General features: G+C 42.5%; 17 protein-coding genes and 4 pseudogenes. 11 read left to right on the top strand and 10 right to left on the bottom strand.

Annotated elements, in window-relative coordinates:
• Positions 1 to 590: 590 nt before the first annotated feature.
• Together ACOJUN_RS21620 and ACOJUN_RS21625 are read right to left on the bottom strand one after the other, a co-directional pair.
• On the bottom strand, positions 591 to 1547 hold the full coding sequence (locus ACOJUN_RS21620) for a hypothetical protein (RefSeq protein WP_422133936.1): 957 nt from the start codon (positions 1545 to 1547) through the stop codon (positions 591 to 593).
• A gap of 356 nt (positions 1548 to 1903) precedes the next feature.
• A complete protein-coding gene (locus ACOJUN_RS21625; RefSeq protein WP_422133937.1) occupies positions 1904 to 4870 on the bottom strand; it encodes a death domain-containing protein in 2967 nt (988 codons plus the stop codon).
• Between the two features lie 818 nt (positions 4871 to 5688).
• Between ACOJUN_RS21625 and ACOJUN_RS21630 the strand changes: the two genes are divergently transcribed.
• Positions 5689 to 5907 carry a hypothetical protein gene (locus ACOJUN_RS21630; protein WP_422133938.1) on the top strand — a complete coding sequence of 73 codons (219 nt, stop codon included), beginning with the start codon at positions 5689 to 5691 and terminating at the stop codon, positions 5905 to 5907.
• 950 nt (positions 5908 to 6857) lie between these two features.
• On the opposite strand, the gene ACOJUN_RS21635 is transcribed toward ACOJUN_RS21630, so the two are convergent.
• The 3 genes from ACOJUN_RS21635 to ACOJUN_RS21645 all read right to left on the bottom strand — a co-directional run bounded on the left by ACOJUN_RS21635 (position 6858) and on the right by ACOJUN_RS21645 (position 10549).
• Positions 6858 to 8240, bottom strand: coding sequence for a Fic family protein (locus tag ACOJUN_RS21635; RefSeq protein ID WP_422133939.1), 1383 nt, complete (start codon positions 8238 to 8240; stop codon positions 6858 to 6860).
• A gap of 759 nt (positions 8241 to 8999) precedes the next feature.
• Complete coding sequence (locus ACOJUN_RS21640) at positions 9000 to 9326, bottom strand: hypothetical protein (RefSeq protein WP_422133940.1); 327 nt, start codon at positions 9324 to 9326, stop codon at positions 9000 to 9002.
• Positions 9327 to 9826: 500 nt separating this feature from the next.
• A complete protein-coding gene (locus ACOJUN_RS21645) occupies positions 9827 to 10549 on the bottom strand; it encodes a hypothetical protein (RefSeq protein WP_422133941.1) in 723 nt (240 codons plus the stop codon).
• A gap of 313 nt (positions 10550 to 10862) precedes the next feature.
• Between ACOJUN_RS21645 and ACOJUN_RS21650 the strand changes: the two are divergent.
• The 3 genes and pseudogenes from ACOJUN_RS21650 to ACOJUN_RS21660 form a co-directional block, all read left to right on the top strand.
• Positions 10863 to 11006 (top strand): annotated as a pseudogene (locus tag ACOJUN_RS21650) (integrase); the annotation flags it as partial.
• 124 nt (positions 11007 to 11130) lie between these two features.
• Positions 11131 to 11253 (top strand): tyrosine-type recombinase/integrase, encoded by a 123-nt coding sequence (locus ACOJUN_RS21655; protein ID WP_422137113.1) that lies wholly within the window; start codon positions 11131 to 11133, stop codon positions 11251 to 11253.
• 178 nt (positions 11254 to 11431) lie between these two features.
• Positions 11432 to 12025 (top strand): annotated as a pseudogene (locus ACOJUN_RS21660) (IS91 family transposase); the annotation flags it as partial.
• A 212-nt stretch (positions 12026 to 12237) separates the two neighbouring features.
• Here ACOJUN_RS21660 and ACOJUN_RS21665 read toward each other — a convergent pair.
• The 4 genes and pseudogenes from ACOJUN_RS21665 to ACOJUN_RS21680 all read right to left on the bottom strand — a co-directional run bounded on the left by ACOJUN_RS21665 (position 12238) and on the right by ACOJUN_RS21680 (position 15420).
• Positions 12238 to 12852, bottom strand: coding sequence for a hypothetical protein (locus ACOJUN_RS21665; RefSeq protein WP_422133942.1), 615 nt, complete (start codon positions 12850 to 12852; stop codon positions 12238 to 12240).
• A gap of 387 nt (positions 12853 to 13239) precedes the next feature.
• Positions 13240 to 14253 carry an IS110 family transposase gene (locus ACOJUN_RS21670; protein WP_422132667.1) on the bottom strand — a complete coding sequence of 338 codons (1014 nt, stop codon included), beginning with the start codon at positions 14251 to 14253 and terminating at the stop codon, positions 13240 to 13242.
• Positions 14254 to 14858: 605 nt separating this feature from the next.
• Positions 14859 to 15338 (bottom strand): annotated as a pseudogene (locus tag ACOJUN_RS21675) (IS66 family transposase).
• Complete coding sequence (locus tag ACOJUN_RS21680; protein WP_422133943.1) at positions 15268 to 15420, bottom strand: IS66 family transposase; 153 nt, start codon at positions 15418 to 15420, stop codon at positions 15268 to 15270. Before ACOJUN_RS21680 ends, ACOJUN_RS21675 begins: the two are co-directional and overlap by 71 nt.
• Here ACOJUN_RS21680 and ACOJUN_RS21685 point away from each other — a divergent pair.
• The 7 genes and pseudogenes from ACOJUN_RS21685 to ACOJUN_RS21715 all read left to right on the top strand — a co-directional run bounded on the left by ACOJUN_RS21685 (position 15419) and on the right by ACOJUN_RS21715 (position 19386).
• Positions 15419 to 16222 (top strand): group II intron reverse transcriptase/maturase, encoded by an 804-nt coding sequence (locus ACOJUN_RS21685; RefSeq protein WP_422133944.1) that lies wholly within the window; start codon positions 15419 to 15421, stop codon positions 16220 to 16222. The two genes, ACOJUN_RS21680 and ACOJUN_RS21685, sit on opposite strands and share 2 nt — an antisense overlap.
• A gap of 164 nt (positions 16223 to 16386) precedes the next feature.
• Positions 16387 to 16776, top strand: a complete 390-nt coding sequence (locus ACOJUN_RS21690; RefSeq protein ID WP_422133945.1) for a helix-turn-helix domain-containing protein — start codon at positions 16387 to 16389, stop codon at positions 16774 to 16776.
• 93 nt (positions 16777 to 16869) lie between these two features.
• Positions 16870 to 17493, top strand: a complete 624-nt coding sequence (locus ACOJUN_RS21695) for a hypothetical protein (protein WP_422133946.1) — start codon at positions 16870 to 16872, stop codon at positions 17491 to 17493.
• A gap of 317 nt (positions 17494 to 17810) precedes the next feature.
• Positions 17811 to 17984: a hypothetical protein gene (locus tag ACOJUN_RS21700; RefSeq protein WP_422133947.1), complete on the top strand. Its 174-nt coding sequence runs from the start codon at positions 17811 to 17813 to the stop codon at positions 17982 to 17984.
• A 257-nt stretch (positions 17985 to 18241) separates the two neighbouring features.
• Positions 18242 to 18601 (top strand): annotated as a pseudogene (locus ACOJUN_RS21705) (group II intron maturase-specific domain-containing protein); the annotation flags it as partial.
• Positions 18602 to 18745: 144 nt separating this feature from the next.
• On the top strand, positions 18746 to 18988 hold the full coding sequence (locus ACOJUN_RS21710; protein ID WP_422133948.1) for a FitA-like ribbon-helix-helix domain-containing protein: 243 nt from the start codon (positions 18746 to 18748) through the stop codon (positions 18986 to 18988).
• A complete protein-coding gene (locus ACOJUN_RS21715) occupies positions 18985 to 19386 on the top strand; it encodes a type II toxin-antitoxin system VapC family toxin (protein WP_422133949.1) in 402 nt (133 codons plus the stop codon). Before ACOJUN_RS21710 ends, ACOJUN_RS21715 begins: the two co-directional genes overlap by 4 nt.
• Positions 19387 to 19431: 45 nt before the next feature.
• Here ACOJUN_RS21715 and ACOJUN_RS21720 read toward each other — a convergent pair whose 3' ends face one another.
• Positions 19432 to 20088, bottom strand: coding sequence for a hypothetical protein (locus ACOJUN_RS21720; protein WP_422133950.1), 657 nt, complete (start codon positions 20086 to 20088; stop codon positions 19432 to 19434).
• Positions 20089 to 20187: the final 99 nt, after the last annotated feature.

Here is a 20187-nt window from a genome sequence, read left to right on the forward strand (position 1 = left end):
TGTGGAACACCTGTTGCCAATGAAGATCAAACCAGAATTTTTAATAAACCCCACCCAAGCCTTGCGGGGTAGGTGTTGTTGGTTGAGCGCTCAGGCAGTAGCTGAATCAGTTAAAATAGGCTGCTACGAGTTCGAGTAATGGGATTTCCTGATAAAGCGGTAAAAATCGGAAGCAGGAAAAGATTATTATATCAAGTCGATTAGTCAAATATAGGGATACCCATTTTACTTCTCTCAGGAACCAGGTATAAAGTCTATAGTGTTAAAGATGATAACGATCTATTAGTTCGGTTATAAGATCATATCGTTCGATTTCTGCAAGAACATCCAGTAAGTCATTGAAGGTAATCCAGCCTTTCATTCGTTTCCATTTTTCCATCATTGCCTTTACTTTATCATCAAATCTAGCGTTATCAACATTAATACTTCTTAGTTGATCGTCACTGAGAACACCCGTATTTTTTGCAAATTTTTGCCAATCGATGTCAAGTTTAGAACCAATATTCAGGAGTTCCTGTTCTGCTACAATAAAGAAATTTAATTAACGCTACTTTCTTTTGTCGATCCAGCCCTGAATAAAAAACTTGTTCTTAGTCATCAGAGGCAATAATATTATTACTCGTTAGGCAGTTCAGCAAGTCGTTTCCGAATTTATTAAAACTAGTTTCGTTCTCAAACTCATCCCTATAAAAAGCAAGTATTTTAACTGCCCTTGTTACCTCAACATAATCTTCAATTCCCTTTAATTTTGCCAATCTACCGACTTCTGAAATAAGCTCGTAAATCGACATACTGTAATTTAAGAACCTAGCCCAATGCGAATGAAACTTACTAAGCGTATTTTTATCTGACATAAAACTTTGAGTTAAAAGATTATAAAGTTGTGGAAGTTTATAGCAATCATTTTCGTGAAAGCAATTTCCTCTCTGCCTATCCTTTAATTTTAAAGTTCTGAACCATTGAAATACATGGATTGCTGATGTGTCAGCATTTTTTGTTCCTGATACAGCTGTTTTTCTATCTTGTCTTATTACAGAAGGCAGTTCTTTAGTCAGTTCCTGCTCAGCTACACTGGGTTCACGATCCAGACATTCTTTGCAGTTATTGAAAGCTGGTACCGGTTTTTTACAAACTTGACATAACCCACTGTTTGGTGATCCACCTGAACCATCGTCTCCCCCACTCCCTCCACCATCACGGCTGCCCCGATTTTGACGACCATAGTCTTTTTTAAATTGGGTGTCGGCGGGTGGGGTTTCACTAAGGTTTGTCATTTGCTTTTGAGCCTGACTGCTTCCCCCGGAGTGGCTCGTCCCGTTGGGAACGAAGCCTGGGAAAAAAGACACACTAAGTAATTGTTTAGGACTTAAAATGAATTCTTGTTTTGCATAATGAGGATAGTCTTCTGCTTGTAAAGGTTGTGCCGGGTTACTGCTCAGGTACTGTTCAAATGCAGCTTCCGGATTATCGGGATTTCTGGACAATGTCAGAAAAAGTCCTGAACTCCATTTGATATGGGTGGCACTGTGACCGGCATTTATTCTCACCTATTCTGATATTTCTCAGAAACACTATTGAATTGCACAGTCGGGCTACTATAAACGACCGCGTCACTCTGTCCCAAAACTGCCAAAATCAATAGGCATGAGCCTTATGCCTCGCTGTAGCATGGGTAGCTCCGTTCATTGCAGGCAGAGCCAACAATTCATGACCACGTCCATGGGACGTGGTTTTTCGCGGTGCACTAAATTTTATGAAACACCTCAGAAACAGATCACATGGTTACATGAAAATACCAAAATTGGCTGTCCCGACTGTTGATGCCCACTGTTGTTTTACCGCTGCCATAAAATGCTCCAAAATCACTGAATTGAGACGACTTTCGATAAAAAAGTTAATGATTTCAAAGAGCATAAAGTTCCATTATATCGTCTACAAGATCATCTCGTCCGATGTTTTCAAGAACAATCAGTAAATCTACAAAGGTAATTCGGACTTTCAATTGTTGCCATAGTTCTAGCATTGCCATTGCCTTATCTTCAACTCTCTCGTTATCAGCATCAATCTTTCTTACATCAGCATTACTAAGGAAAGAGCTTTTGGCAAAATTTTCCCAATCTTCGTCAAGCTTAAATCCAATATTCTGGAGTACCCCTTGTGGTAAAGCAAAGTCCAAACTTACAGACTGCGGTATTCTTATTTTTGATGACAGATGCTGAGGATGTGCTACTGCGTGAGAAGCAACTTGCGATAATGGATAAAGTTCGGAATCCGATTCTTTAGACAATTCATCAGATAGTTCTTTTGGAACCATACCAAAGATCAAAAGCATACTACGTATGAATTCATCTTTTTTTTCTTCCCCACTAAGTTTTAGCACTTCAAAAAGCTGCTCTCTGGCTTTAGAAGTAAAAGTCCTTAAAAAATCAAGTTGCTTATAGGGAATACCTTTTATTAAAAGAGCATGCTCCGGAAAAACTTTTGTCAAACGTTCTGAAAACATTGATTTTACAATAGCCAAAGCCGTAAACATAGTGCTAACTTCTTCAGCATTTGATGATCCATCAGCAGAAACAAACAATGCCAGATTTTGAAGTGATTGATGACTGTTAACCTCAAGAAAATCATCCCTGTTGTTTGGAGTTAGAAAAGAATATTGATTGTGATTTGCATAACCCCACATAATAACGTCGAATAAACCGTCATCATCAACATCCGGAAGACCAAAAAAAAACTCAGCATAAATCTCTCTGGCAAAGCTATTTAACATTACCATTACTTCATATCCCAATGGTACAGTTTCTTCTTTTACCAAGGGAACAGTCAATTTAAATAACTGATAAATAAAATTAATCAATTCTGCTTTCTTATGGCAATGCAATCTTGAATAAGAAATTTGATCCGATTCATCAGATACCAAAAGATTATTGCTCGCTAGATAGTTTATCAATTTGCTTCTGAATAGTGTTAAAGAAATTTCGTTCTCATATACATCCCTTTTTAATGCGAGCGCTTGTATAATTCTCATCACCTCAACATAATCATCGACTCCCTGGGATTTAGCCAATTCACCGACTTCTGAAATAAGGGAGTAAAGTGCCAGATTTCCTTTTGTAAATTCAACCCATTTTGAATGAAATTTACTTAGATTATTCTTGTCTAAATAAAAGCGATGAGATAAAAGCTTATAAAGCTCTGGTAGATTATAGTAGTCATTATGGTGAAAATAATGTATTGCCTCCTTTTCATTTGATCTCAAAGTTTGAAACCACTGAAATACATCAATTGCTAAAGCATTAAAATCTTTTGCTTCAGACAGTGGCATTTCGCTATTTTGATCTGTTGAAGAGGAGAGCTCTTTATTAGCTACCTGCTCAAATAAATTAGATTCACGATTCAGGCATTCACGGCATTTATTGAAGGCAACAACAGGCTTATTGCAATTTTTGCATAGTCCACTGCTTGGTGATCTACCGGATCCATCATCTCCCCCACTCCCTCTTCTACCTTGGCTTCCTTGATGGTGCCGATCATCGTCTCTTTGAGATTGGCTATAGCCGGGAGGTTTCGCGCCAAGGTCTGCCATTTCCTTTTCAACCTGACCGGTTCCTCCAGAGCAACCGATCCCAGTGGGGCAATGGCCCGGAAAAACAGACACACTAAGCAATTGTTTGGGACTTAAAATAAAATCTTGCTGCGTATAGCGACGATAGTCTTCTGCCTGTAAGGGTTGTGCCGGGTTACTGCTCAGGTAGTGATCGAATGCAACTTCCGGATTATCGGGATTTCTGGACAATGCCAGAAAAAGTCCCGTACTCCTTTCAAAATTTGCACCCTTTATTTTACGCCAGAGTTCCTGCGAAATAATAATCGCCTGCTCATTCCAACCCTGTTTGATTTTGAGAAGAATCCGGGTATCCCAAATCTGTTTTTTTACGGTTTCGCCATCAGCGTCAGGGACAGGTACAAGGATTATTCTGCTGACCAGGTCACTCATCCATTCAAAAGAGTAAAGAGGCGTTAACCCATTTCCCGGCCTTTTCTTGAATAAATCGTCTAAATCATCACCACCAAAACCGCCACCACCAGACCTTGTGAATGATTCGCTGTTATCGATAGTATCAGGTGCTGCAGATATTGCTAAAGGCCCACTGTTACGGCTATTGTCGTCAGAACTGACAGGCTCATTTCTTACAGCCTGTTTATTACGATAAAAAATATCAACAAATGATGCTTTTTTGCCATCGAAAGTATTGCTTCTCAAAGGCGACGGAGAACGGGTGAGTTCTGAAAGAATACCACTACATTCCGGTTCTATAAGCCATTCATTACCATTATTTTCAACGGCCAGAACCAGCGAGTGATTACCTGCGGGCAAACGCCATCGGGCCGTGTACTCATACTGCCAGCGACCAGTACCTGGTGTCGATGCCAACAGTCTCAATCTCACGTCTTGTATATCGGGCAAACCCTTATCCGTTAAAGACTTTGTAATTACCGGAGGAGAAGGAATATTCTCCGACGAGAATACTGGAGGTGTCCTGAAACAAAAAACAAACCGGTCATTTGGTAGGCCATTCAAAATGATATAAAGCTGATTATTATCCAGTTCAGAAATTGTTTTATCGATCTCGACATTTGACTTGCTATCATAAGTGAGATGAAGCGGCGGACTGTGCCCTATAAACGACAGTTTGCTAATCCCCTCCAATGTCTCACTCCTTTTTTCAATGGCTTTGGAGGAACTCATCCAAGCTGTCCAGCTCAACAGGTTGGAAAAAGCAGCACTGTGACCAACAAGAGGAAAAGTCACAGCCAGAATGAATAACATAAACAAGCGAATCATAGTCAGAAGTTTTACTGTTTTCATGATTGGATTTGCCTAAAGATCTTATCAACGAGGCATAACAATAGACCTTAAATTTGAAAATGCTTTATTTATTCCCATCTATTCAGTGCCTGTCTGAAAAACTTGATGTGGCAAGGATTTTCCGGACATTTTTTTACCCTGCCTTGCATGTTTTTATTCACCTCGGGCGGGTGATGTAGTGTCACATCGATCAGGCCATGTCCAGAAGTCAACAGTAGGCAGTAGGCAGTAGGCAGGTATCGTGCCTCGTTATTCTGAAGAATATCGCCAACACCTTAACGGCTTATCAGGTGGTATGCAGAGACAGCAAGGACACATGTAGACTGTTTGCGGTGATCCGTACCACACAAGTTTGCTGGCGGAGTTCCCTGGCACTCCAAGATGGGGAAAGCCCATTACATGGCGAATGTGAACAAATTCCCCCACAAGGCAGCGGCAAGAGTGAAAGCTATCATGCAGAAATGGTGAAATTTCTTTCTCCATTAACCATATGGCCATTCACTACTGAGCAAAGAAAAGAGTTAAAATTAAAACCATGTGCCAAAGGCTTAGAGTTTGTCTAAATTTGGACAAAATCAAACTAAAGCCACAAAGGATTTTGGCGAAAAATGTGCTTGCCAGAAAAGTTAGTCCCTGAACTAAAAGCTAACGATTTAAGAAACCGGCATACTGATTTTGATTTTTATTAGTGGCTGGTTGCATTCATCCCTAAAGGTGCCATTGCTCTTTAAACTCTTTATGCTATTGTTGCATTATAAAAAATAAATTCGTAAATCCTTTAGCTACATAAAACTTAATAAGTAAAAAAAGGAGCAACTGTGGAGCAGGCGATTCTAGTATTTCTTGAGCTAGTTTGGTTCAACAACGTTTACTTAGCTCGTTTAATTCAAGATTGCATTGAGCTTTACCCAGTCGTTCAGCTTTATGTGTCACAGGTTCTGACCAACCCTTTTTTTGAAAATTACGAACAAATAGAGGCTATTTCAGATTATATCCATCTTTATTGCTCAGAGTATGGGTATCCGGATGAAACCTGAGAAACCGTTAGAAAAATAAGATAAGCACAACTGCTATCTCTACATCCCTCTTATTAAATATGCGAACTCATCTTTCCTGATTTAAAATCAATGCCGACCTATAAAGGTCATTAATTTATGGAGCATACAGACTGCACTTTTGAATGGCTCAACCGAAATAAATAATCGGATAAAGAATGATCCTGAACTTAACTGTTAAGTCGAGCTCAAAAACACGACAGAAAGCGGGTCATCTCAAATCAGTGGGTGAAGGTCATTCAAAACGGAGTTAACACCCTTCAGGCAACACCAATAATGACACTACTCTAAAGTGTAATAGAGCACCAGACCAAGTACTTATAAAAACTGGGAACCAACGCTGACAGACACAAGATTACACTAAAGAATCATTGGAGACTGGCTCAAAACCAGCAGGTATCTACCGCTAAAAAATACTCCGAACAGGTTTTGATCGAACTGATTGTCGGCACTTTTTTTGGTACATTACTTAACTACTGACAAAGCGGAAAAACTATCATACATCTGCCTGCTAACAGCTATTATGCCTATACTGTCCGAACAAAACGTACTATTTAAAGCTGAATATTGAAATGATTACTAAAGGTATAGTTCTATTACTTCTAGCAGTTACGTATAAAATTTTTGCACAACCTGGTGACTGTCTTGTAGTCACAAGTGAAGATTTGTTATTAACAGAACACATCGAGTCTCTCCATAGGAACAGAGTACCTTCAGAATTACGTCCTCAACCAGAGCAATTTGCGTTGAGCTTTGTTCAGGCCGGGTCGCGCAGGCCGGGTCGCGCAGGCCGGGTCGCGCAGACCCTGCCTCGCGACAACGCCCTTGCCCTTTCGCTAACCTTTGGCAGCGAATACCTGGTAAGAGGACTTCACCTCTCAAGTTAAGTGCCATGCTCGGCACACACACTAAAATCTGGTATGCCGTAGGTGTCACCTGGTTTTTTTTGTTAGCTGCGTTCTCCATTTTTTCTGAATAGAATTTTTATCCATCATGTAGAAAAGCCACTCTCTACCGTGTTTCTTTTTTTCAAAAATATTTAGATCAACTAGTCCGTTTAGTACAGTTGAAGCAGTATTATACGAGCAACCAAGATTGTCTCTTACACTAGATGCTGTGAAGACACTTGCTGTACCACTCTTTGCCACCTGAAACACAACCCTCTGTTTTTCTGATAGCTTTTTATAAAGTCCTGAAGACCAAATCCATTGATTGAAACTTTCAATATCATCTAATGCTTTTTTATATGCTTCTTTGAAATTATTTATTGCTTTATGAATAATTCCACACTGATATTCGATAAAATATGTTAAGTCCATATCATCCGTCTCAGTATATAAATATGACATTCCATATTTTACAGGAGCAGCTCTTAGTAAAACACTTATTGCAATATATCTGAATGCTGCATAATCATTTTTGAACATGAACCAATAAAATAATGATCGGGCAACTCTTCCGTTTCCATCTCGAAATGGATGCTCAAAACCAATCGAAAAGTGCAATGAAATTGCCTTGACTAGTGGATGGAGGTAGTCTGAGCTATCCTCATCATCATGACATTGATTTATCCAGTCGCATAAAAGTTTAAACCGTTTCTTTATCCCTTTATGAGAAGGCGGTGTATGGACGGTTTCACCATCACTATCTACAACGACAACATCATCAGTTTGTCTAAATACACCTGGCGTATATTTATCATCATCAATGTCACTGACACCAATCCTGTGCATGTCACATATCAAATCAATAGTCAGAGGCTCATCTCTATTGTCCCATGCAAATCTCATCATTTTATAGTTTCCAAGAATCATTTTTTCATCTGATGTTCTTGGTTTTCTCTTTCTCTTGAGCATGTCTTTTGCTACAAGAGTCGTTGTAGCTGCCCCTTCCAACTGGCTACTACTAATTGCTTCATCTTCAATGAGATCATTTAGAAGATATTCAAAATGTTGCTCTTCCCCAATTTTGCTACTCATCCACTCTAGTGCAGCTGTAGTTGCGTTCCGATCAGTGTGTGAGATCGTTTTTTGAATCGATGGCGTAAGTATTAGGCTACATAGTCCGGTTGGTTCACCTACAGGCAGCAAGTTTACATACTGGCTGTTTCTAGACAGTTTTGTTAAGGACCATGCAATAGCTACATCTAAGCCTTTCTTTACTCGATATCGGAATTCATCAAAGGGTAAATAGCGACCTTTTCCATCTAAGGGCTTGTAATAACTAAGATAATCTCCAAATTTCTCTGGACTATATTGGGAGATTTCCTCAAATACATTTGGATTTAGGCCTTCAGGTGGTGGTGGCTTGAACATAATATATCTCAAAAAAGTGTGATATTGAGATATTCTAACTCAATATTTCTAGTTTGTCTCAATTATGTCGTATTTTGAGATGTGGAGAGAACAGCTAACGAGCCTTTAGAAAAACCCAAAAACAAAGCCGTAAACCTGCGGTTACTGTTATTAGCGAGTACTGATCTTCAGATTCGCGGTTAATTTGTATTTTTCCATTCTGGCTTATTAGCAGCCTGAGAACCGTTCAGAACACTGCAGGCGCCTCTGGCGGGGCAAGCTGTTCACATAAATACCGACCAAAGTCGTTTCAGCGTTTCTTTTTTGATCTTCTCCATTCGTTGTAGCAACTTTCCGCCGCCATAACCATGGATTTTCTTGAGATACAGGGGTTAAGTCGCTTCCGTCGCAGTGGGCTTGAGAACGTTAAATTGGTGTTTGGCTTGCATCTGCTGGCTTACAACCTGAGCAGGGCTGTAAAAGCCGTTATTTACGCTATTTTGTGGCTAAACAAGCTTCTCTGTTGGCTTTTTGAAAAATATTGGTTACTTGATAGAAAATGGGTCAGTCGGAAAAGAAACTCAGTAAAGCCTCATACTTTGCAAAGGAGAGAGCTTTACTGTATTTGAATTTTGGCTTTTACGACACCCTCGATTGGACGAGGGTTTACGGCGATTTTGCTAGATCTGCTCTTGAAATGTTTAATAAAAATCATGAATAATATCTATTCGCAAACTCATGGTTTTGTTGAAACTTTATGTTTAAGATATGGAGTAATAATCACCCTATAAAATAAGCAAACATTGATAACGAAGAATAGATTATGAACTTTCTCCAGTCTCTTCTACCTGGTCGTTCATTTTCTTCTTTTCTGAATATACAAGTTAATTTACGAATAAAGTAGATTGTTAAGAAAATAAACAGTAGAAACTGAGGAATAAAAATGGTCAATGCGTAAACCATCATTATTCCGCCCATGCTATCACCAGAACATGTCCATCCAGAATTTAAGCACCCGAGAAAATATATGATCAAGTATATCGAAATATTACCAATTCCTACCCAAAAAATTGAATCAGGTATAACTCCCTTTTCTTCGATTTTCATACCAGTCTCCTTGCTCGGTTTGAGCATCTAACGCCTAGCCTATAAGCGGCGGTGCATCTAGCGCCGCCGGATTCTCTTTTAAGGTGCGTTGTCAATGTTTTCTTTGAGCTGAACTCACTGAAACGCCGAGAAGATAAAGAGTATCCTTGCTGAAATCTTGATCATTAGGCCATTCTACTGAGCTAAAAGCTACTCTGACCTGTTTAAAATAAGAGACATCTTTGAGTATTGCATCGAGCTTCCTTTAGACCGGGTCGCGTAGACCGGGTCGCGTAGACCGGGTCGCGTAGACCGGGTCGCGTAGACCGGTCGCGTAGAACCCGCCTCACGACAACGCCCATGCCCTTTCGCCAACCTTCGGCTCTGCGAATACCTGGTCAGAGGACTTTCACCTCCCAAGTTAAGTGCCATGCTCGGCACACACGTCATTTTCAACTGCTCCGCCGCAGGCGTAGTCTGCTGGAAATTTTTTATGCGCATGATCGTACTTGAATGAATTATTACGTTTTTTGATTAAGTGCCTGAATAAAAAGACGTATAAGTATTTCAGGGCAGTCTTTGTTTTTTAGAAGGAGGACAATAAACTCATCAGATGTATTTAAATTGCTAATCAGGTAATTTAGTGCGCGAGGGCTAAGATTATTGAGTAAGTTGACCCAACTTGGCGCATACGTTATCACTCCACTTCCTTGGCAATCAAAACCAGTATAATCACAGCTAGCAATAAAGTAAAATACTGAGCCATCATGTAGTTCCCCAAACATGACCCATGGAGCTTCATCTCTTTCACCTTCTGAATATGAAATCACTTTTTTAATTTCAAACTCCCTGTCTGTAGAATACTCCAGCATTCCTGCTTGAGGTGTTCCACGCACTTCCCAATCCCCATCTTCACTTAAATAGGAAGAATACGCGTAATTCAGCCACCTATTTCGACTTATAGTTCTTATTACATGTAGACCCGAGCTTTGTATTAATTCAGACAAACCCAAAAGAGATGAGTCACAACCAACCGCAGTTCGAAATGAAGAAATGCCTTGAAAGCTTAAATATTTTAAAATATTTGGAACAATTGAAGAGTTTGAAAAAACATCAATGAAACCTTTTCCAGTCTGTGAGCAGGCACAGTCTGAGAAACAATAGAATAAACATACTGTCTTTAGTAACTTTTTCACTTTTAAGTCATCATTCAAGTGATTAATAAGAAAATAATCATAGACCAAAACCTACCCGTCTAACTGGCTTTAACTGATTGCTGGCAGCGCAAAACCGAAAAACTGACGGGCGCACAATATGTACGTCCCAGTTGAGCCTGTTGTTGAACCAAGCCGCTACACGGAAAAAAAACTTACAATATTGCCTAATAATTCCTGATACCACATCAATTCTGATGTGTCTGAATAACAGGAATACCAAACATGAATTCAATCGAAAAAAACAGTTCGAAGAACTTTACCAAAAACACCTGACCGCACTCAAACTACAAAGCAAAAGCAAGCCCACCATTGATCTCTACAGCCGCCCGTTAGACGTCTTGCCAGCTATTTTAACTGCTGCCTCGATGCACTCAACACGGATGACCTTAAAACCTATTTTGCGGATCTGATCGAAAGCCACTCATGGAGTATATTAAAAACAGATCGCAACGGTATCCAGTTCTACTATGGACATGTGATCAACAAACCGTGGAAATTCATTGATATCTTCAAGCCTCTCTCAGTCAGGCGACTGCCGGATATCCTGACTTCAGCAGAGACCGCCCGGCTGCTCAACAGCTACCAGGAATCCAATATTCAAAAACTTTATTCTCGTTACTTACAGTTCGGGACTGAGGTTAGGAGAGGCATTGAGCCTCACTGTCAACGATGTTGACTCAGACAGAATGAGTGTTCATTTAAGACAGTGCAAAGGCGGTAAAGATCGTTAGGTCCCACTGCCAACCCAAGCACTCGGGGCCCTGAGAACCCATTGGAAAACCCACCGAAATCCACGTTGGGTTTTTCCACAAGACCGGGATAAAGCAGAAAAACACCTGGCACAAAAGCCGATGAATCGCTCGTTACCCCAAAGAGCCATGAGAAATGCACTGCCTACCAGTGCCGTGATATCACCCTCATGTGCACTTTGTAGTTCCGGATGGTGGTATTAATACCCGCCGTCGTGAATGGCGAAAGCTCAAGGGTAAATACCTGTTCAACAGTAACAACCTGGCCAGAGTCTTCCGGGGACGATTGTTGAAAGCCTCGAAAGAAGCGGGTTTACTGATACCAACGCTCAAAAAGTCATCGCCCGAACTCTGGGTGGTGAATTGTCAGCACGTCGGAAAAGGCGAACCTGCTTTGTAATACTTGTCCAGAGATCTCTACCGGGACGTTCTCACTGACCGGCAGATTACAGGTCATGATGACGGACAAGTGACTTTCATCTACCGGAACAGTAAAACCGGTGCAATGGAGCAGCGAACCATAAAAGGAGAAGACTTTATCTGGCTGGTTTTACAACATTTTCTGCCCAGAGGGTTGAGACGAGTCCGTGACTACGGATTCCTGTACTGTCGGGAGAGGCAGACTTACCTGATTCAGCTGATCTTGAAAGTCATGCTGGAACCTCTGTAACCCGTCATCCGACCCAAACACGCCTGCAGAACCTGTGGCTGCGATATGAAAGCCATAGCATTCCGGTTCACAGGTTTCACCTGACCGATAAAAAAGGTCTCAAACTCACTCAACACGACAACGCCCGTGCCCTTTCGCTAACCTTCGACTCTGCCAATAACTGGTAAGAGGACTTTCATGTCTCAAGTTAAGCGCTATGCCCGGCACACACGCACAAAACTATATGTGCCGTTGACGTCAACTGGATTTTTTTGTAACACCTTGTCCGAAAAATGCGTTTAATATACGTTCTTTTTCTAACGACACCCAGCTTCAGTTGCGATAAATTTTCTCAATTCCACAATAGATAAATGTCCCTGGCTATTCTTGACTACGAAGGCTCGTTTTTTAAAACTGATTGGTACGCACCTTGCTGGCTGTACAAGGTGGTTTTGCTCGTATAATTTTTGCTTGGCGATAGTGTGCTGCCTGGCCTTTCTCATGGAATCTATATTAGAGCAACTGCCAACAGCCTGCTTGATGTTTATTCTTTTTGCGCTCCAGAATTCGCTGATATCACCCTTCAAAATATCAAATTTCGACACATCGAATTCAAGATCTTCAAGATGACAATCCCCATTATTGCTATCAGTACTATCGATAGATCTTCTTTCTCTATCTAACCCTCGCGTTTCATTTGCTTTATCATCATGTGAGTCAAGACTCATATCATATGGTTTGGTCTCTAATGAAATATTGCCTGTCACCTCATCAAGTAATATTTCCCCCTCATAAATGGGGACATTATATTTCTTGGCTAACTCCAGCACGTCGTCAGCACTTTTATCATCCACTAGCCGGGAAAATGGCTCAATATCAACCGTCGGTTCAGTTCCATTTTTGTCACTCAATGTTGGAACAGGATTAGCCATACACACTGAACAGGAAAAAAGAGAGATTGCAATAGATTGCACAAGCCGACATTCATTAATACTCCGAACCTTCATACTTCACCTCAATAGCCTAGGAGCCTTATATGGTCCGCCCCGTTTTGCAAGAGCCTGTTTTGTTAATTAGCAAACAAAGATAACTGCAATCATATATACGGCCTATTCATGAGGTCTAACCCTCTGGCCCTGATGGGTATCCGCGCAACCTGGCCTTATCAGTCCGACGGCCTCAAGGGCCAAGGCTCCTATCAGGTTTCAGGTTGCCGGTTTTTACCTGTTTGCCATCAACTGTACATGCTCATCGCAATCTGCGGGGGTTCCCCTTTGATTAAGCTTATGCTTTACTTTGCCGCTGCCGCCTTTACCTCATTATGCAGCCTTGTAAACTTCATTTCGGGTCATGATGACCCAGACAATCCGAGCCATTTTATTAGCCAGACCAACGGCGGCAACGTTGTGATTGCTGCGCTCATTAAGTTGGCTAACCCATTTTTTACAGCGGTCATCCTTATTTTTGAGGCAGTGGAGTACCGAACGTGCGCCGTGTATCAATAATGTGCGCAGGTATTTATCACCCCGTTTACTGATGCCCAGCAGGACTGACTTACCGCCTGTGGAATGCTGTCTTGGAACTAATCCCAACCATGCGGCAAGGTGTCGACCAGATTTAAAATACGTCGCATCACCAACGGCTGCCTTCAATGCTGTGGCAGTGATGGCTCCGATACCCGGCATAGTCATCATTCGACGACATTCGTCGTCGTTTTCAGCCAGCTCCTGAATTTTCTGGTCATACTGTTGAATACGCTTGTCAAGACTGGCCAACTCTTCTGATAAACCATGTAGCAGCTCACGAGTCAGCGAATGGAGTCCATTTTCAGCATCTTCCAGAATTCGTGGAAGCTGTGCACGAACTTTACCAATACCCTGGGCAACCACAATACCTTCTTCCAATAGTGACCCCCGGATCTGGTTAACCAGGGCAGTTCTCTGATCAACCGCTTGTTGACGATAGCGGTGCAGAAGTTGCCAGGCCTGCTGCTCTGACGTTTTAACAGGTACAAAACGCATGCTGGGCCGTGAAGCTGCTTCTGCAATCGCTTCAGCATCGTTGTAGTCATTTTTGTTGGTCTTGACATAAGGCTTGACAAATTGAGGTGAAATCAGCTTGACAGTATGCCCATAGTTCTTGAATAACCGAGCCAAATAGTGAGCACCACCACAAGCTTCCATAGCGATAATGCATGGCTCCAGATTTGCCACGTACTCCAAAAGGTTCTTCCTGGACAACTTCTTTCTGATGACTTTGCTACCCTGGTCATCAACACCAAACAGGTGAAAGTTGTTCTTGCCAATATCGATACCAAGTACTGAAATAGTCATGGGTGGTTCGCTCCGGTTAATCCTGTTTAAATGGTTAACTCCATTTTGGCTCATTTGAAGCCGCTTAGGAGGGGCGGACCATCCCATTAGTCGGACTTAAGCGTCCGTAGCGAGGATTGCAAGAAATTGAGGATAAAAATCTCTGTTTCTGAGGAGAATAGCGAGCTATTTGACGAAGAAACAGAGATTTTTAGACCAATTTATTGCAACCGCAGTAGAACAGTCTTAAGTCCGACAGGCTGCTAGGTTCCAAGAACATCATCTCACCATCACAAAGAGCGAGAAATACATAGGCAGTTTGACACATATTTTTGCATTTTCAATTTCCTTCATAAAAGCATAACGAATCTGTAGAAAAAGGAGATTGCTACCATACGCAGAGTCTGAATACGCTTCTCATCGCCCTCACGATACTGCTCGTTCTGTGCTTCCTGAACGTCGTGCTTCTGATGCTTTTTCATCAGATGGGCGATCATCTGCTCGAGCTTTTTCTGTTTACTGGGCAGTTCCTTATGTTATGTGTCCCACTCCATTCCTTGCGGGCATTGGACGACATTTTACGACCATCAATAGCAAACATCTCACGACCAACCCGCTTTAGCTGATCACAGGTCATGAGGATCTCTAGAAACAGCAGACTGACAGGCTTGTGCATACACCAGTGTGTACAGAACCGCACTGCTGCGTGCACCAGCAATACTGTCTGAGAATAGCCAGCCTTTGTGCCCCATCACGAAGGGTTTGATCGCCCGTTCTGATGCGTTGTTGTCAATGCCCACAAGACCATTGTCCAGCTAGCGAACAAGTTACGTCCACTGGTTCTGCATGTAGCGAATCGCCTCACCCAGCTTGCTTTTGGGGGTGACATTCAGCGCCTGTTTTTCCAGCCAAACCTTGATTTTGTCCATCACCGGACCGGCGTCGTTTTGCCTCGCCAGGCGTCGCTCATCCGGTGTTTTGTCCCGCACTCTCTGTTCTATGGCGTAGCCATCGCGGTGCAGAGTCCCCTGATAGTCAGCTAAAATGTTCAGATCCACGCCCCTGCTGGTATTCGTAGATGACAATGGGTTTACTGTAAGCACCATTGCGATATAGCCACATATACGACTTGCTGGCCGCCTCTCGCCCTGGTTCTTTCAGCACTTGTAGGGTTGTTTCATCCGCCATGATCGCCAGACCCGACAAGGCAAAAGTGAAATTTCTTGGGACGTATATTAAATCCGATCCCAAGGGGCACACTTCCAAACATAAAAGTGGCCATGCGAAACGGGCAACACTTGCACGTACTGGTGCGGGCACCATAAGGCTCGAAGCTCCGATCATGGAGCTGATGGGCAAACTGGTTGAGGATGGATTTGCTAAGAAGGGGTCTTTTAAGGGAAAAGCGCGTAGAGATTTAATCCCGAGACAGGAATGGGAAATAGTCATGTACTACAACTCGGTCTTGGGAGAAGTTCTGAACTATTACTCTTTCGCTGCCAACAGGTCAAAAATGAGCTGGATGGTATACACGCTTCAAAGATCACTGATGCATACATTAGCGAGCAGCAGGCGCTGTTCAACCCGGCAAGTTTTGAAGAAATGCAACGGTAAGATTACAGCCTTGAAGACAACTAAAGATGGTATAAGACAGGTTAATTTTAATGGATACGGCAATAACCTGTCCCTGAAGGTGAACCAGAAAGCATTTAATGTCATCGGCAAAGGTCTTGATCCTGAGAAATTGTACCCGAAGCGAATAAACCAGCGAACAAGGAGCAAGTTGGGGTGTCACTGTGCAATTTGCGGTAAACCCGATGATATTGAGATGCATCATGTCCGGCATACCCGCAAGATGGGTCAGGAAGCCAAAGGCTTTAGCAAGGTAATGGCGCAAATCAACCGGAAGCAAATACCGGTCTGCCGTGACTGCCACATGAAAGTTTATGACGGAAAGTACGACGGCATGAAGCTGTCGGAACTAGTGTAGTGCGACCTAATTAACAGTACATAAAGACTCCTAACGGTCTACTATGGATGTTATTCCAACCACTGCCTGTTTTTACTATGCGAGTTGCCACAGAGATAATACTTGATGCTTCTGAAGAAATATGACTCAGAAAGATTACTTCATCAAATACTTGCCCTCTTCGCTTGGCCCGCCGTGCCCAGATTGTTCTTCTCTCTGCAGAAGGAAAAAGCAATCTTGAGATTGCGCAAATACTGAAGATCGGTCGTCATCAGGTCAGCCGCTGGCGTGACCGATATGCTCAGGAAGGCTTCTCCGGGATTGAACAGGATCGAACTCGCAGTGGCCGTAAAAAGCAGATTGATGCTGCTGAGATTGTGAGTCTGACCACAAACACCCTTCCGGAAAATGCCACTCACTGGAGCACCCGAACTATGGCTGCTGTTAGCGGTATCAGTGAGAGAAGTGTTCGCCGGATATGGCATGCATATGGCCTCAAGCCTCACCTGGAAAAGACATTCAAGGTTACGGAGAAAGACCAGTCCTTACCCGATTTATGCACTGGTCTCGAATAGTTAGTATTGCTAACACACATGTTTGTATTGGTAGAACTACTTGGCAGCAGCATTGTCAGATTAGTAATTAAATTGATTATTAAGGAGGATAAAGTGCAAGGAATAGATCAGGTAAACTTATTACAACCAAGTCCGCAAGACGCATCAAACCAAGAAAACCTTTCGTCAGGTAAATTTGCTAGTAAATCTATAACCAGTAAATCGCTGAGCTTTACTTATTTTCCTAAAAGCCAAGCTTTCATTTCAGCTGTAAAGCTAACGGAAAGAGAGGCTGCTCAGCAAGATGTATTAACAATATATTATCCTCCAGGTAAAATTTTTTTTAGCTTTGGAGAATGTCAAAATGCATTGGGTTATGATAGTGGAAGTATGATTTTTAGTTATCATCCAGACCATAAAGCAGAGTTACATAAGCCAGAAAATCCTACTAGTAAAAATCACAAGTTAGACGGTTGGCACTGCCATATCAAAGTAAATAGAGCAAAGCTTTCTGATTTCTTAGGGAAAGTTTTAATAAGGCATAATGTAGATACGACTGACGTTGCTCTTCATAAAAAACAATTTTTATATTCGATGTCTGCGCTCAGAGAAACACCCAGTCTCAGCGGGCTTACCTTTAAAGATGGCAGTATTACACAAAACTCTGAATGTACCAACATGAAAAAAAGCTTAGCTTTAAATAAAGCTGATTTTATGTCAGTTGAGCATATTGATTGAAGTGCCTAACGCTTGGTTCAGCTGCGCCGTAGGCGTCACCTGGAACCACTTGGTACGCCCGGCATGGGCATAAACTTATGGAGTGAAAGTCCCCTGTGAGTAAACCAGCATCGGATCTTGCGCCTAATAAGCCAACCGATGATAACCACTAGCTTAAGGCAAGTGCAATCCCGCGAGGGATTGTGCGGAGGCAGTCTAGGCTGCATAGGTGCGAGCCGACGTAGACTGGGCGTCCCCCAGAAATCGCATACAAGGCCGACTCTCGTGGGCAAGTGAGCCAAAGGTCAAAAAGCCTTCTGGTTTGAGAGATACGGTAAATGCGGCGGTCGTCTGCATGGATGCAGGACGCGGAAGCTTTGTGCACTGACGTGCGCCAAGCCATACTGGATGGAACATATAGGCCATCTCCGGTTCTTCAGGTTGTTATTGAGAAGCCCGATGGAGGAGAACGGTTGCTGGGCATTCCAACGGTTCAGGACAGGGTTATATAACAGGCCATAGTGCAGGTGTTGACCCCGATCTTTGACCCCGGATTCTCCAACAGCAGCTTTGGCTAAAGACCAGGAAAGTCTGCACGAGATGCTGTGCAACAGGTTAAACGCTATATCAAACAGGGGCTAAATCAGGCAGTTGACGTTGATCTGAGTAAATTCTTTGATACCGTCAGCCACGATGTACTCATGTCAAGAGTCTCTCGTAAGAAGAGCCTGCAACGCTTCAAACGGAAGATACTCAAACTCACCAGTCGCAGCTGGGAGTGTCAATGGATTACCGACTACGAAAGCTTGCCGAATATATCAGGGGCTGGATGGGTTATTTTAGGATAACCGAATATTACCGCCCCATACCGCAACTGGATCAATGGATACGTCGGCGCATCCGTTGCTGTTTTATCAAGCAGTGGCGTAAGCCGGAAACCTCTTATATAAATCTGATCAAGTTAGGCGTTGACCATGTCAAAGCCGCCTCGATCGCAGCCAGTAGCAAAGGGTATTACCGGTTGGCCAAAACCTTTGCAGTGCAGCAGGCATTGAACGACAGCTTTCTTGCAAACCTTGGACTTGTTTCTCTGAAAGACTTATGGATCAGGTTTCACCATCCTCGGTGAACCGCCCGGTGCGGATCCGCACGCCGTGGTGGTATGGGGGCTGGAGGTTAGAGACCTGCGGCTAACCGATTTAGGTGCGTTGTTTGACTGATTGGCACTTTGCAACCATAATGAAACCATTATGACATTTCAGGAGGTTAGGCAATGCCAGCCATTACGGTTAAAAACATACCCGAAACTCTTTATAACAGGTTGAAAGAAGCGGCTTCCGCCCACCACAGAAGCATAAATAGTGAGTTAATTCATTGTCTTGAGCAAATGCTTTTGCCTAAGCGAGTGAACCCTTCCGAGCACTTGCAGCGTGCCAGAGAGCTACGTAGAGGGATTGATGCCAATCTGGTTGATATTGACGATATCCAAGATGCGATTAATAAAGGCAGAGCATGATTGTTGTTGATACCAATGTACTCGTTTATTTGTACTTGCCAACGAAATACACCCCGCATGCGGAAAAGCTTCTCGAAATTGACCCGTTGTGGGTTGCTCCTCACCTCTGGCGTAGCGAATTTAGAAATGTTTTAGCACTCTATCTGAGAAAGGAGCTTGTTACCTACGACAAAGCTCTCCAGATACAGAATGAAGCTGAAACATTAATGTCTGGTAATGAATATGACATCAAATCACTGAACGTGTTATCTCTTGTAAATCAGAGCAACTGCTCAGCATACGACTGCGAATATGTTTCTTTGGCTATGAACCTTGGGACAAAACTGTTCACGATGGACAAGAAGGTAATTTCTGAATTTCCTCTGATAGCAGAGCCATTGCGCGATGTGAAGTTGTGAGCACCTAACGCCTTAATAACCTGTGCTGCCAGGCAACAGGCTGATTTATTTGTTATCAGTTTTGCGCAACCATATTCGACCTACAAATGCATAAATAATTAATATTGCAAAGCACGCCCCCAAACCAACCCAATCCATATATTCTTTAAACATGAAGCCTGCAAAGATTACTAAAGCTATGTATAGAGCACCAAACAGATCGATTACAAAGTTATGTTTTGCATCCTGATTGATCAAGTAAAGCATCAGCAGTGCTATAGGATAAGCTACAGCAAAGCAGTATACACCCAACGCAATAAAAGCTAGTGAGGTATTTGCGAGTTCTGAATCAGGCACCCCACGGGTAACTATGAACAATCCTAACCCAATACCAACGAGCATACCGCTTGCGATAAAGCCGCAACTTATTCCTGCTCTACAAGGAGCCAAAAAGATTTTTTCGAACCACCACTTTTCATTATGGTTCTTAGTCCCTCCCCAAGTAACTAAAGCAGTAGCCAATAGACTTAGAATACTCAATATAAAGAAGTATCCGATCGAGATAGGTTCTTGAATCAAATTTAAGTACCAACCTGGCAAGTCCCCACTAAGATCTACAAAACAGCCACCCAGAACAACCAATAGCATTCCCGCAACCAGGAAAACAAAAAGGCTTTCAAAAGCCGAACCGATCGATGTTTTTTCAAACGTTGATTTACTCATAATGTATCCCTACTGATAACGCCTGCAGCAAGGGCGCGAACACAGTGAGCCTCCCTTTGACTGCACTTGTTAAAAGGCGGTTGCTGCCCAACGTGATTG

The sequence above is a fragment of the Endozoicomonas sp. ALD040 genome, from assembly GCF_049275945.1.
Taxonomy (GTDB): Bacteria; Pseudomonadota; Gammaproteobacteria; order Pseudomonadales; family Endozoicomonadaceae; genus Endozoicomonas_A.